We start from the raw sequence: 13707 nt of genomic DNA on the forward strand, positions 1-13707 counted from the left end.
CCGCGGGCCTCGACGGCACCCGCGTGCCGGCGGCCTACGCTGCCGACCTGCCCGGCCGGGCGCCGGTGGTGGCGAGCGTGCCGGTCCAGACCCTGGACCCGCAGGTGTTCGGGCTCTGGGGCCAGGGCTTCGGCGCCTTCGGCACGGCGGGCGGGGGCGGCAACGCCTTCGACCTCGACCGGCAGATCGCCGGCTTCGCGCTCGGCGCCGATCTCCGGCTGCCAGGCGGGTTCAAGCTCGGCGTGGTCGGCGGCTACACCGAAACCTTCCTCGACAGCGCCGGCCGGCAGGGCGGCGGGGCGCGTGCGGAGAGCGCGACGCTCAAGAGCGGCTTCGGCGGCGTCTACGGCGGCTACGAGTTCGGCCCGGTCTCGGTGCGGCTCGGCGCGCTCTACGCCGACACCGACACCCGCACCCGGCGCAGCGTGCTCTACGGGTTGTCCGACAGCCCGACCGGCCATGGCGGCGGCCACACCGTCCAGGGGTTTGGCGAGATCGGCTACCGGTTCACCCTGAGCGCGCCGGCCGCGCTCGTGTCGAAGGACGGCCCGGCGCTGCAGGTGGCGTCCTCGTACATCGAGCCGTTCGTGGGGGCGGCCTATATCGGCATCCGGCGGGACGGGTTCGCCGAGACCGGGGGCGCGGCGGCTCTGGTGAGCTACGCGCGCGACTATGACCTCGGCGCGGTGACCGCGGGGGTTCGGGCGCAGACCAGCCTGGATCTGGGCCTGGGGCTTCCGGTGAAGGCCTACGGCCTCCTCGGCTACCGGCGGGCGTTCGGGGACGTGGTGCCGACGGCGCTGCTGAGCTTCGGCACCGGGCCGGCTTTCCTGAGCGCGGGCGTGCCGATCGACCGGGACGCGCTGGTGGCGGGCGCCGGGCTCGACCTGCGGGTGGCGCCGAACGCGACGCTGGGCGTGGCCTATACCGGCCAGGTCGGCGCTCGCGCCCAGGACCAGGCCGTGAAGGGCAACTTCACCCTCCGGTTCTGAGGGAAGCGTTGTCACACGACTGACGCCGTCCGGCCGCTAGAGCCGCGCCCGACCGGGTGCGGCTCTAGCGCATCGTCCCGAAAGGTGGTTCCCGCCTTTCGGAAAAGATGATGCAAAAACAAAAGCTTAGCGCTCCGTCCTGGTTCCGATATCCTGGACGAAGCGCTAAGTCGTTGATACGACGCGCGCGCGGGCGCGCCGGGCCGATCACGAGCGTGAACGAGGGATCCGCATGATTGACCCCACGGTGTCGGCCCTGTCCCTCGGCGCGCTCCTGGCCCTGGTCCAGATCGCCAGCATCGTGATCGCGGGCCGGCGCATCGGCAGGGTCCACGGCGCGTCCACCTTCCCGGCCGGCGCCCCCGTCTCCCTGGTCCGCCCGCTCCACGGGATCGAGGCGTTCAGCGACGAGATGCTGGCCCGCAGCTTCCGCCTCGCCTATCCGGCCTACGAGCTGATCTTCTGCGTGGCCGACCCGGACGATCCGATCGTGCCCCGGGTGCAGCGCCTGATCGCCGCCCACCCGCAGGTGCCGGCCCGGCTGATCCTCGGCGACGAGCGTATCAGCGACAATCCGAAGCTCAACAACTGCCTGCGCGGCTGGCGCGCCGCCGCGCATGATTGGGTCGTGCTCGCCGATTCCAACGTCGCCATGCCGCCGGACTACCTCCAGCGGCTTCAGGCGTCCTGGCGGGACGAGACCGGCCTCGTCTGCTCGACCCCGGCGGGCGCCCGGCCGGGCAGCTTCATGGCCGAGGTCGAATGCGCCTTCCTCAACACCCTGCAGGCGCGCTGGCAATACGCGGCGGAGGCGTTCGGCCTGGGCTTCGCGCAGGGCAAGAGCATGCTCTGGCACAAGCCCTTCCTGGAGGCCCGGGGCGGCCTGCAGGCCCTGGCTTCCGAGATCGCCGAGGACGCCGCTGCCACCAAGCTGGTGCGGGCGGCGGGCAAGCGCGTCCATCTCGTGGCGAGCCCGTTCGAGCAGCCCCTCGGGCCGCGCGGCTTCCGCGAGGTCTGGGCGCGGCAACTGCGCTGGGCCCGGCTGCGGCGAGTGACCTTCCCTCTGTTCTTCGTCCCCGAGATCGGCAGCGGCGTCCTGCTGCCGGCGCTCCTCGTGGCGCTCTGGGCCGGCAGCCTCGCCGGCCTCGCGGGCGCTGTCGTGCTTGCCGGGCTGTGCTATGGCGCCGAAGACCGGCTCGCGGTTCGCGCGGGCTGGCATCGCGGGCCGCGGATGTGGGCGGCGTTCCTGGTGCGCGACGCGCTGATCCCGGCGATCTGGCTCGGCGCTTGGGTGCAGAGCGCCATCGTCTGGCGCGGCAACGCCATGGATGTGCGCCCGCACCGGGCGAGCGTCGACCGCGCCAGCGCGCCGACGGCGTGACCGGGCGGAGGCCGGAGACCGGGACATGACGCGCCGCTACGCCCTCTACTGGCTCCCAGCACCCGGCTCGGGACTGGCGGCCTTCGGCAATGCCGTGCTCGGTTACGACAATGCCGCCGGCGCCCCGGTCCCTCATCCGGATGGGCTCGGCGACCTCGCCGCCGTCACGGGCGGCGCCCGGATCTACGGATTCCACGCCACCCTCAAGGCGCCGATGCGCCTCGCGCCGGCGGCTGAGGAGGCCGACCTTCTCGCCATGGCCCGGGATCTCGCGGCCGGGCACCCGCCGGTGACGCTCGGTTCCTTGACGGTCGCCGCGCTCGGGCCGTTCCTCGCCCTGGTGCCGGAGGCACCGCCGCCGGAGCTCGGCCTGCTCGCCGCCGAATGCGTCGCCGCCCTCGACCCGCTGCGGGCGCCGCTCTCGGAGGCCGAGCGCGCCAAGCGCCGCCCGGAGCGGCTCGAGCCCCGCGGCCGCGCGCTGCTGGCCCGCTGGGGCTACCCGTATGTCTTCGAGGCCTTCCGGTTCCACATGACGCTGACCGACGCCCTGCCGGAGCCCGACCGCGCCGCCTGGCTGCGCCGCCTGACCGAGGCCTACGCGGCCTCCGGGCCGGAGCCCGTGGTGATCGACGCCGTGTGTCTGCTGTCTCAGGACGGGGCCGAGCCGTTCCGGCTCCTGGCGCGCTTGCCCTTCGGGACCGCCCATGGCTGAGCGGCATCTCGGCCTCACGCCGGCGGTCGACCCGAGCGCCCGGATCGTCGACTGCCACCTCGGCCGCTACACCGAGATCGGCGCCCGCACGCGCCTGACCGAGACCGTCCTCGACGATTATTCCTACATCGCCCAGGACGGCGAGGTGATCTACACCACCATCGGCAAGTTCTGCTCGATCGCGTCCCATGTGCGGATCAACCCGGGCAACCATCCGATGGAGCGCGCGAGCCAGGCGCATTTCACCTATCGGGCCCATGCCTACTGGCCCGAGGAAGCGGACGAGAATTCCTTCTTCGAGCGCCGCCGGGCCAGCCCGGTGACCATCGGCCACGACGTCTGGATCGGCCACGGTGCGGTGATCCTGCCCGGCCGCACCATCGGCACCGGCGCGGTGGTCGGGGCGGGGGCGATCGTCACACGGGATGTCCCGGCCTACACAATCGTCGTCGGCAACCCGGCCCGGCCGGTGCGGCGCCGCTTTCCGGAGCCGATCGCCGAGCGCCTGGAACGCCTCGCCTGGTGGGACTTGGACCACGAGCGCCTGCGCCGGGCGCTGCCGGATTTCCGTGCGCTGTCGATCGAGGATTTTCTGGACCGGTACACGAGCTGGGCCGGGACCTAAACAGAAACCGGCTGCGGGGCTGTCGATCTGCTGCGCCGACTAAAGACTTCGAATCGTATTCGTCATCCAATCGTCGTGGAACGGGCGTTTAGCTGCGGCCATTCCGCAGCGGATGGATGTTTATGCTCGTCGTCGAGGACCTCACGCGTCAGTACAGCGGTCGCCGGGCCGTGGATGGTGTCTCGCTGCAGATCGAGCGCGGCAGCTTCGTCGGCGTGATCGGCCGCTCCGGAGCGGGAAAATCGACGCTTCTGCGACTCATCAACCGTCTCGCCGACCCGAGTTCGGGCCGCATCCTCTATGATGGGCGCGATGTCACCAGCCTGACGGGCCGGCCGCTGCGAGAATGGCGCACCCGCTGCGCGATGATCTTCCAGCAGTTCAACCTGGTCGGTCGCCTCGACGTGATGACCAACGTGCTGATGGGCCGCCTCAGCCACGTGCCGACCCATCGCTCCCTGCTCCGGATGTGGTCCGACGAAGACCGGGCCATGGCGCTCGCCGCCCTGGAGAGCTTCGATATGGGCGAGTTCGCCGGCCAGCGGGCCGACGGCCTGTCGGGCGGGCAGCAGCAGCGCGTCGCCATCGCCCGGGCCCTCGTGCAGGAACCCGAGATCCTGCTGGCCGACGAGCCCGTGGCTTCGCTCGATCCGCGCAATACCCGTCTGGTGATGGATGCGCTGGCCGCCGTGAACCGGCGCTACGGCATCACTGTCCTGTGCAACCTGCACTCCCTCGATCTCGCCCGCGCCTATTGCGATCGTCTCGTCGGGCTCGCTGCCGGCCGGGTGGTGTTCGAGGGCGGCCCGTTCGACCTCACCGAGGAGGTGGCGCGCCGCCTCTACGGCCTGGAGGCCGGCGAGGTGCTGGACGATTCCGCGGAGCGCGAGGCGGAGCAGCGCGCGGCCTTGCCGGGGCTGCCGGATCTCGTGCCGGCCGAGCCCGTCCGCGAGGCCGCCATCGGTGCCTGAGCCGGGATTGTCGGCGTGCGGGGCTCGCCGCTCCAGCAACGACGGACGGGAAACACTGTGCCGGACCGGCGATGGGGCTGATGGCCGACCCACCGCAAGAGAGTGACTTTAGGACGACCCGATGATTACCCGACGCATCCTCGCCACCGCAGCCGCAGCCCTCGCCCTCCTCGGCTTGCCGGCCGCCGCCCAGGATTGGAAGGCCACGTATCCCGAACTGACCCTGGCCGTGGTCCCGAACGAAGATGCCAGCAGCACCCATGACCGCTTCGCGCCCTTGGCGGCCTACCTGACCCGGACCGTCGGCGTGCCGGTGAAGCTGCGGGTGGTCGGCGACTACGCCGGGGTGATCGAGGGTCAGCGAGCCGGCAGCATCCACATCGCGTTCCACGGGCCGGCCTCCTTCGCCCGCGCCGTCATGACCGGGGTGAAGGTCGAGCCCATCGTGAATTCGAAGCACGAGACCGGCCTCGCTGGCAATTACTCGGTGCTCTACGTGCCGGCCTCGAGCCCGTACAAGACCGTGGCGGACCTCAAGGGTAAGACTCTCGCTCTCGTCGATCCGAACTCCACCACCGGTAATCAGGCGCCGCGCTACTTCCTGAAGCGGGCCGGCTTCGACGTGGACAAGCACTTCGGCAGAGTTCTCTTCGCCGGAAGCCACGAGAAGGCCATTCTGGCGCTGACCCAGGGCACCGTGGATGCGGCCGCAAATCTATGGAATTCCGAGACGGACAGCAACGTCACGCGCATGATCACCAAGGGCATGTTGAAGAAGCCCGACGGCACGCCGATGCAACGATCGGATTTCCGCGTGGTGTTCAAGTCCGAATTCCTGCCGGAAGGACCTTACGCCGTGCTGGCGAGCTTGCCAGATGACCTGAAAATCAAGATCCGCAACGCGTTCTTTGACCTGCCCCAGAACGACAAGGCGACGTTCGATCGTCTCTCCGACGGCAAGGATCTCGATCTCACCCCAGTAAAGCTCGAGGACTATCAGTTCGTCATCAAGATGCTGAAGCTGAACGAACCGGAGCGCAAGCACATTTGAGCTTGGCCTTAATCGACGGGGTGCCGAGACGCGAACGGCCCTGCCTCCGACAGCCTGTCTTCGCGTCGAGGCCGTCTCACGCACCGGGCACCCCGCCGATCTTCCGCACCGCACCGACGAAGGACCGCCCGATGATCACCCGACGCACCATCGCCGCCGCGGCGGCGGGGCTCATCCTCCTGACCCTGCCGGCGGTCGCCGAGGACTGGAAGGCCCGGTATCCCGAACTGACCCTGGCCGTGGTCCCGAACGAGAACGCGGCCGGCACGCTCGATCGGTTCACGCCGCTCGCCGCGTATCTCGCGACGCGTGTCGGCGTGCCGGTGAAGTTGCGGGTGGTGAGCGACTACGCCGGGGTCATCGAGGGCCAGCGCGACCGCACCATCCATATCGCGTTCTACGGCGCCGCTTCGTTCTCCCGGGCCGTGATGACCGGGGTGAAGATCCAGCCGATCGTCACCCAGATCCACCAGCCCGGCGTCTCGGGCTACCACTCGGTGATCTACGTGCTGGCCGCCGGCCCGTATGCCTCGCTCGACGATCTCAAGGGCAAGACCCTCGCCCTAGTCGATCCGGACTCGACCTCGGGCAACCAGGCGCCGCGCTTCTTCCTGAAGCGGGCCGGCTACGACGTGGACACGCATTTCGGCAAGACCTTCTTCGCCGGCAGCCACGAGAGCGCCGTGCTGGCCCTGACCGAGGGCAGGGCGGACGCCGCCGCCAACCTGTGGAACGCCGAGACCGACACGATGGTCACCCGCATGGCCGTCAAGGGCTTGCTGAAGAAGCCCGACGGCACGCCGATGCAGCAATCGGACTTCCGGGTGGTGTTCAAATCCGATTTCCTGCCGGAGGGGCCGTTCGCCATGCTGGCGAGCCTGCCCGAAGACCTGAAAGCCGAGATCCGCCGCGCCTTCCTCGACCTGCCGAAGGCCGACAAGGCGGTGTTCGACCGGCTCTCCGACGGCAAGGATCTCGGGCTCACCCCGGTGACGCTCAAGGACTACCAGCCGGTCATCGACATGCTGAAGGCCAACGACGAGCCGCGCAAGCGCACCTGAACTGGGCCTTGCCCGATGGCGGCGGCTCGCCGCCTCCGACCCGCAAGCCGGCCGAACCGGCACGCCATACAGAGGAAGCACCACACCATGATCACCCGCCGCACCCTCGCCGCCGCCGCGGCCCTCGCCCTCCTCGGACTGCCGGCCGCCGCCCAGGACTGGAAGGCCAAGTATCCGGAGCTGACCCTGGCGGTCATTCCGATGGAGAATGCCAGCGGCACAACCGACCGCTACGCTCCCCTGGCGAACTACCTGACCAAGACGGTCGGCGTGCCGGTGAAACTGCGGGTCGCCAGCGACTATGCGGCGGTGATCGAGGGCCAGCGGGCCGGCAACATCCACGTCGCGTTCTACGGGCCGGCCTCCTTTGCCCGCGCCGTGATGACCGGGGTGAAGGTCGAGCCGATCGTGAACCCGAAGCACGAGACCGGCGTCTCGGGCTACCACTCGGTGATCTACGTACTGAATTCCAGCCCCTACAAGACCGTGGCGGACCTCAAGGGTAAGACCCTTGCCCTGGTCGATCCGAATTCCACCTCGGGTAACCAGGCGCCGCGCTACTTCCTGAAGCGGGCCGGCTACGACGTCGACAAGTTCTTCGGCAAGGCCGTCTTCGCGGGAAGCCACGAGAACGCCGTCTTGGCGCTGACCCAGGGGACGGCCGACGCGGCCGCGAACTTCTGGAACTCCGAGACGGACAGCAACCTCACGCGCATGCTCACCAAGGGCATCGTCAAGTCCGCCGACGGCACGCCGATGAAGCAGTCGGACTTCCGGATCGTGTTCAAGTCCGACTTCCTGCCGGAAGGTCCCTGGGCTGTGCTGGCGAGCCTGCCGGACGACCTGAAGGCCAAGATCCGGCAGGCCTTCGTCGACCTGCCGAAGGCCGACAAGACGGCGTTCGACCGGCTCTCGGACGGCAAGGATCTCGGCCTCACCCCGGTGACGCTCAAGGATTACCAGCCGATCATCGACATGCTCAAATCCAACGACGAAGAGCGCAAGAAGTCCTGATCCGAAGACCCGCGTCGCCTCTGCGCGAGCCGGCTTCCGCCGCGCGTATCCGTCCCGGCCCTGCAGTCTGACCGGCCGGGACGGGCATAGCCGGCCGCGCGTGCCGCCGGCCCGCTCCGATCGAAAGACGATGGCATGATCCCCCGACGTACCCTGCTCGCCGCCGCGGCGCTCGCCCTCCTCGGCCTGCCGGCCGCCGCCCAGGACTGGAAGGCCAAGTATCCGGAGCTGAGCCTGGGCGTGATCCCGATGGAGAACGCCTCCGGCACCACCGATCGCTATGCGCCGCTCACGAGCTACCTGGCCAAGGCCCTCGGCGTGCCGGTGAAGCTGCGGGTTGCGAGCGACTACGCCGCGGTGATCGAGGGCCAGCGGGCCGGCAACATCCAGCTCGCCTATTACGGTGCCGCCTCGTACGCCCGCGCCGTGATGACCGGCGTGAAGATCGAGCCGCTCGTGAGCCCGAAGCACGAAACCGGGACCGCGGGCTACTACTCGGTGGTCTACGTGCTGGCCTCGAGCCCGTACAAGGGCGTCGAAGACCTCAAGGGCAAGAGCCTCGCCCTGGTCGACCCGAACTCCACCTCCGGCAACCAGGCACCGCGTTTCTTCCTGAATAAAGTCGGCTACGACGTCGACACGTTCTTCGGCAAGACGTTCTACGCCGGCAGCCACGAGAACGCTGTGCTGTCGCTGATCCAGGGGACCGCCGACGCGGCCGCGAATGCCTGGAATTCCGAGACCGACAGCCACCTGACCCGCATGCTCACCAAGGGCATGCTCAAGAAGGTGGACGGCACGCCGATGCAGAAGGCGGATTTCCGGGTGGTGTTCAAGTCAGACGCCCTGCCCGGGGATGCCTACGCCGTGCTGTCCACCCTGCCGGCCGACCTGAAGGCCAGCATCCGCGAGGCCCTTATCGCCCTGCCGACGGCCGACAAGGCCGCCTTCGACCGGCTGTCCGACGGCAAGGATCTCGATCTCACGCCGGCGACGGCGGCGGATTACGAGCCGGTCATCGGCATGCTCAAGTTCAATGATGCACAGCGCAAGAGATCCTGATCCGGGCATGCGGACCTTGCGCGGCCTGACACCCCTGCCGCCGGAGCGGGCAGCCGCCCTCTCCGGCCTGTACGCGGCGGCGAGCCGTAGCGCGCGCCGCCGCACGCTCGCGAGTTTTGCCGTCTTGGCCGTGCTGGCACTCCTCGCAGGGCTCGCCGCGGAGGTGCGGCCGCTAGTCTTCGCGGAAAATATCGGCAAGTTCACCGCCTATCTCGAGCAGATCTGGCCGCCGATCGGCCTCGATCACCCGCTGGAGGACGTGCGCGCCTGGTACTGGGGCCTGCCCGGCTGGCTCGCCCTGCTCGGCGAGACCCTGCTGATGGCCTATCTCGGCACCCTGCTCGGGGCGGTCGCGGGCTTCGCCCTCAGCTTCGTCGCCGCCGCCAACCTGGTGCGGTCGCCCGTGGTGCGCTTCCTCGCCAAGCGCTTCCTGGAGGTGTGCCGCACGATTCCGGACGTGGTGTTCGCGCTGCTGTTCGTAATCGCCTTCGGCCTCGGTCCGATGGTCGGCGTGCTGGCCCTGGCGGTCCACACGACGGGCGCGCTGGGGAAACTCTTCTCCGAGGTGGTCGAGAATATCGACATGCGCCCGGTCGAGGGCCTGTCGGCCTCGGGTGCGAGCTGGATCGAGACCGTACGCTTCGCCGTGCTGCCGCAGGTCCTGTCGAACTTCGCCTCCTACGCGCTGCTGCGCTTCGAGATCAACGTGCGCGGGGCGGCGGTGCTGGGCTTCGTCGGCGCCGGCGGCATCGGGCAGGAGTTCCTGGCTGCGATCCGCAGCTTCTACTACGCGGATGTCAGCGCGATCCTCGGGCTGATCATCCTCACCGTCGTCTGTATCGACCTCGCCACCGAGCAAGTCCGGTACCGGCTGACCGGCACCGAGGAAGCCCGATGAGCAGCCCCCGCTCCGAGACCCTGCGGGCGGAGGCCCGGGCCGATCTCGCCCGCCTGCGCGCCCGCTATCCGGCGCAGTTCCGGACGGATCGGGCCGCGCGCCTGCACGCCGGATTGATCCTCGGCGGCCTGATCGGGCTTGCAGGCTTCGGCGTCTGGCAATTCGAGATGTCGCCGGCGCGGATCCTCAACGGGCTCGGGCGGCTCGGCTCCTTCGCGCTGCTGATGCTGCCACCCTCGCCCGAGGGCCATCTCGGCACCTTCGTGCACGCGCTGGGCGAGACGCTGGGCATCGCCTTCCTGGGCACCCTCACGGCGGCGATCCTGGCCTTTCCGGTGGCGCTGCTCGCCGCCCGCAACGTCGTGCCCAACCCGTTCGCACATTTCGCCGTGCGCCGGAGCCTCGACGTGATGCGCTCGGTCGACGTGCTGATCTGGGCGCTGATCTGGATCAACGTCGTCGGCCTCGGCCCGTTCGCGGGCATGCTCGCCATCGCGAGCGCGGATTTCGGGGCGTTCGGCAAGCTGTTCTCGGAGGCGATCGAGACCTGCGACCGGCGGCCGGGCGAGGGCGTCGTCGCCTCGGGGGGCTCGGCCCTGCACCGCATCCGCTTCGGGCTGATCCCCGGGGTGCTGCCGGTCCTGGCGAGCCAGGTGCTGTACTTCTTCGAATCGAACACCCGCTCGGCCACGATCATCGGCATCGTCGGGGCGGGGGGCATCGGCCAGTACCTCACCGAGCTGATCCGCGTCCTGGAGCTGAAGCAGGTCGCCTTCCTGGTCCTGATGATCCTCGCCACCGTGGCGGCGATCGACTGGGTCTCGACCCGCCTGCGCCGGGCGATCATCGGCCCGGCGGCGCGCTGAGCGACCTCAGCCGCCGATCACCAGCTCGACCCGGTCGGCGGCGAACAGGGTGCGGTTCGCCTGGATGGGCACACCCGCGGAGTCGATGTTGACGCTCGACACCACCATGACCACCCGCCCCGGGGCGATGTCGAGGCGCTCCGCCTCCTGGGCGTCGGCTGGCCGGGCGCGGATCCGCGTCGAGAGCCGGGTGTAATCGTGGACCCCGCAGGCCGCGAAGGCGCGGGTGATCGAGCCGCGCTCGGCATAGGCCGCGGCGAAGCCGGAAAAGCGGGGCAAGGGCAGCCAGGTTTGCGCGGTCGAGATCGGGGCATCGTCCGCCCGGTGGGTCGTCAGCAATTCGACAATCGGCGCGCCCGGCTCGATCGCCAGTGCCGCCGCCTGCTTAGGGCCGGCCGGGACTGTGGCGGAGGCGAGCAGATCGCCCCAGGCTTCGCGCCCCGCCCCGGTGACGATCTCGGAGAAGCGGGTGCGCGGGCCGATCGGGTAGGCCAGGGGCGCCTCTTCCACGAAGGTGCCGCGCCCCTGGCTGGCGCGCACCAGGCCGCTCTCCGCCAGGGCGGCGAGCGCCCGCCGCACCGTGTGCCGGTTGACGGCGAAGCGCGCGGCCAAAGCCGCCTCGGTGGGCATCTGCTGGCCCGGGGCGTAGCGCCCCGCCGCGATGTCGGCGGTCAGCGCGTCGGCGATCTGCCGCCACGCCGTCAGCCCCTCGCCCCGGACGAGGCCCGGCGCCTGCTCCTGTGCATCCATGCTGTCATCCAAACTTCATTTGCGCCCGGTGCGCTAGTTGTCTACACGACTAGACAATAGCGCGACAGAGGGATTCGCGATGGCGACGAGCCCGCATCACCTGAGACCCGAGGAGGTCGCGGCCCGGCAGGCCGTGATGGCGCTCTGCGCCGATGCCAGCCGGGACGACCTGGACGCCGCTCTGCAGGCGCTCGAAGCCCCGGCTGCGGAGGATCTGCGCCCGCCGGAGACCGGGCTGGTGATGGCCACGGGCCGGATCGGCGGCGATGGCCGCCCGTTCAACCTCGGTGAGGTCAGCGTGACCCGGGCGGCGATCCGGCTGCCGGACGGGGCCACCGGCTTCGCCTACCATCTCGGCCGCGACCGGACGAAGGCGCGGCTCGCCGCCACCCTCGACGCCCTCTGGCAGGACCCGGCCCGGCGCGCCCGGGTCGAGGACGCACTGCAGCCCGCCGCCGAGAAGGCCAAAGCGGCCCGCTATCGGGCGGCCCGACGCACCGCCGCCACCCGCGTCGACTTCCTGACGCTGGCCCGCGGGGAGGATTGAGCATGCTCGCACCCGGATTCGCCGATCCGGTCCACGACGCGCAGGGCACGTTCCGCGCGGTGATGGATGCCTTGGCCCGCCCCGGCCTGCCCCAGCGCCTCGAGGCCGGGCTGAACCCTCCGGCGCCGTTGACCCCGGAACTCGCCGCCATCGCGCTGGCGCTCACCGATGCCGACACGCCGGTCTGGCTCGATGCCGGCCTCGCGGCCGTGCCCGAGGTCGCCGCCTATCTGCGCTTCCACACCGGGGCGCCGCTCACCGACAGCCCGGCCCAGGCGGCCTTCGCGCTCATCCGCGATCCGGCGCGCTGCCCGCCGCTCGCCCGGTTCGCGCAAGGTACGCCGGCTTATCCCGACACCGCGACCACGCTGGTGTTCGCCCTCGATGCGCTCACGAGCGGGGAGGGGCTTCGCCTCACCGGCCCCGGCATCGACGGCACGGCGCGGATCGCCCTCGCGCCCCAGCCGGACAGCTTCGTCGCGCAGCTCGCCGCCAACCGCTCGGGCTTCCCCCTTGGGCTCGACCTGATCCTCACCGCCCCCGGCCGCGTCGCTGGGCTCCCCCGCTCCACCGCCGTCACCGAGGGCCGAGCGTGATGCGGAAAAGTGGAATCCGGTTTTCCGAGATCATCACGCGGTCAGGGAGATAACCATGTACGTGGCCGTGAAGGGCGGCGAGGCCGCCATCGACAACGCCCACCGACTGCTGGCCGAAGCCCGCCGGGGCGACCCGGCCGTGCCGGAACTCACCGTCGCGCAGATCCGCGAGCAGATGGCGCTCCTTGTCGACCGGGTGATGGCCGAGGGCTCGCTCTACGATCCCGACCTCGCGGCGCTGGCCCTCAAGCAGGCCCGCGGCGACGTGGTCGAGGCGGTTTTTTTGGTCCGCGCCTACCGGACGACGCTGCCGCGCTTCGGCGCCTCCGCCCCCGTCGATACCGGCGCCATGGCGGTGGCCCGCCGGGTCTCGGCGACCTTCAAGGACCTGCCCGGCGGCCAGGTGCTCGGACCGACCTTCGACTACACCCACCGGCTGATCGATTTTGCCCTCGCCGCCGAGGGCGAGACCGAGCCCGCCGCCGAGGCCGAGCCCCGCGACGATGCCGGCACCTGCCCGCGGGTCACTGACCTGCTCGCCCAGGACGGCCTGATCGAGCCCTCGCCCCCGGATGACGGCGCCCCCGTGGGCGACCTCACTCGGGAGCCGGTGGATTACCCGGCCGACCGGGCCCTGCGCCTCCAGGCCCTGGCCCGGGGCGACGAGGGCTTCGTCCTCGGCCTCGGCTACTCGACTCAGCGCGGCTACGGCCGCACCCACCCGTTCGTGGGCGAGATCCGGGTCGGCGAGGTGGCGGTGGACTTCGTGCCCGAGGAGCTGGGCTTCCCGGTGCCGCTGGGCCGGATCCGCCTCACCGAGTGCCAGATGGTCAACCAGTTCAAGGGCTCCGGGACGGCGCCGCCGCAGTTCACCCGGGGCTACGGGCTCACCTTCGGGCAGAGCGAGCGCAAGGCGATGGCCATGGCCCTGGTCGACCGGGCGCTGCGGGCGGAGGAGCTCGGCGAGCCTGTGGCGAGCCCGGCCCAGGACCAGGAATTCGTGCTGGCCCATTGCGACAGCCTCCAGGCCACCGGCTTCGTCGAGCACCTGAAGCTGCCCCACTACGTCGACTTCCAGGCGGAGCTGGAGCTGGTCCGGCGCCTGCGCGCCGAGTTTTTTCGAGACTCAGACAGCGTGCAGGAGGCGGCCGAATGAGCGCGACAGGCACACACGAGCTGTT

15 protein-coding genes are annotated in these 13707 nt (G+C 70.3%); 14 read left to right on the plus strand and 1 reads right to left on the minus strand.

From position 1 onward, the window contains the following. The 11 genes from BM228_RS00005 to phnE (BM228_RS00055) all read left to right on the plus strand — a co-directional run. The coding region (locus tag BM228_RS00005; RefSeq protein WP_139234026.1) for an autotransporter outer membrane beta-barrel domain-containing protein at positions 1-992 on the plus strand (992 nt) is incomplete at its 5' end. Between the two features lie 232 nt (positions 993-1224). Then, a complete protein-coding gene (locus BM228_RS00010; RefSeq protein WP_092036007.1) occupies positions 1225-2373 on the plus strand; it encodes a ceramide glucosyltransferase in 1149 nt (382 codons plus the stop codon). Between the two features lie 25 nt (positions 2374-2398). Then, entirely contained in the window at positions 2399-3085 is a 687-nt protein-coding gene (locus BM228_RS00015) for a DUF1045 domain-containing protein (protein ID WP_092036009.1), read from the plus strand. Continuing rightward, the gene (locus BM228_RS00020; protein ID WP_092036011.1) at positions 3078-3710 is read left to right on the plus strand and encodes a DapH/DapD/GlmU-related protein; all 633 of its coding nucleotides are present in this window, start codon (positions 3078-3080) and stop codon (positions 3708-3710) included. Before BM228_RS00015 ends, BM228_RS00020 begins: the two co-directional genes overlap by 8 nt. A 122-nt stretch (positions 3711-3832) precedes the next feature. Further along, positions 3833-4681 (plus strand): phosphonate ABC transporter ATP-binding protein, encoded by an 849-nt coding sequence (gene phnC, locus BM228_RS00025; RefSeq protein WP_092036013.1) that lies wholly within the window; start codon positions 3833-3835, stop codon positions 4679-4681. Between the two features lie 121 nt (positions 4682-4802). Then, positions 4803-5732, plus strand: a complete 930-nt coding sequence (gene phnD, locus BM228_RS00030; protein ID WP_092036015.1) for a phosphonate ABC transporter substrate-binding protein — start codon at positions 4803-4805, stop codon at positions 5730-5732. 131 nt (positions 5733-5863) lie between these two features. Further along, positions 5864-6793 carry a phosphonate ABC transporter substrate-binding protein gene (phnD, locus tag BM228_RS00035; RefSeq protein WP_092036017.1) on the plus strand — a complete coding sequence of 310 codons (930 nt, stop codon included), beginning with the start codon at positions 5864-5866 and terminating at the stop codon, positions 6791-6793. A gap of 87 nt (positions 6794-6880) precedes the next feature. Then, the gene (phnD, locus tag BM228_RS00040) at positions 6881-7807 is read left to right on the plus strand and encodes a phosphonate ABC transporter substrate-binding protein (RefSeq protein ID WP_092036019.1); all 927 of its coding nucleotides are present in this window, start codon (positions 6881-6883) and stop codon (positions 7805-7807) included. 135 nt (positions 7808-7942) lie between these two features. Beyond that, a complete protein-coding gene (gene phnD, locus BM228_RS00045; RefSeq protein ID WP_092036021.1) occupies positions 7943-8869 on the plus strand; it encodes a phosphonate ABC transporter substrate-binding protein in 927 nt (308 codons plus the stop codon). Between the two features lie 7 nt (positions 8870-8876). Next, a complete protein-coding gene (gene phnE / locus BM228_RS00050; RefSeq protein ID WP_092036023.1) occupies positions 8877-9767 on the plus strand; it encodes a phosphonate ABC transporter, permease protein PhnE in 891 nt (296 codons plus the stop codon). After that, positions 9764-10633, plus strand: coding sequence for a phosphonate ABC transporter, permease protein PhnE (gene phnE / locus BM228_RS00055; RefSeq protein WP_092036025.1), 870 nt, complete (start codon positions 9764-9766; stop codon positions 10631-10633). Before phnE (BM228_RS00050) ends, phnE (BM228_RS00055) begins: the two co-directional genes overlap by 4 nt. Before the next feature lie 6 nt (positions 10634-10639). Here the strand turns inward: phnE (BM228_RS00055) and phnF are convergent, their stop codons facing one another. Beyond that, complete coding sequence (gene phnF / locus BM228_RS00060; RefSeq protein WP_092036027.1) at positions 10640-11383, minus strand: phosphonate metabolism transcriptional regulator PhnF; 744 nt, start codon at positions 11381-11383, stop codon at positions 10640-10642. Between the two features lie 79 nt (positions 11384-11462). On the opposite strand from phnF, the gene phnG reads away from it, so the two are divergent. From phnG to BM228_RS00075, 3 genes are read left to right on the plus strand one after another with little or no spacing between them, the layout of a single operon-like run. Further along, entirely contained in the window at positions 11463-11930 is a 468-nt protein-coding gene (gene phnG, locus BM228_RS00065) for a phosphonate C-P lyase system protein PhnG (protein ID WP_092036029.1), read from the plus strand. Positions 11931-11932: 2 nt separating this feature from the next. Next, entirely contained in the window at positions 11933-12526 is a 594-nt protein-coding gene (gene phnH / locus BM228_RS00070; protein ID WP_092036031.1) for a phosphonate C-P lyase system protein PhnH, read from the plus strand. A 55-nt stretch (positions 12527-12581) separates the two neighbouring features. Further along, a complete protein-coding gene (locus BM228_RS00075) occupies positions 12582-13682 on the plus strand; it encodes a carbon-phosphorus lyase complex subunit (RefSeq protein WP_092036032.1) in 1101 nt (366 codons plus the stop codon). Positions 13683-13707: the final 25 nt, after the last annotated feature.

The organism is Methylobacterium pseudosasicola (assembly GCF_900114535.1).
Lineage (GTDB): Bacteria > Pseudomonadota > Alphaproteobacteria > Rhizobiales > Beijerinckiaceae > Methylobacterium > Methylobacterium pseudosasicola.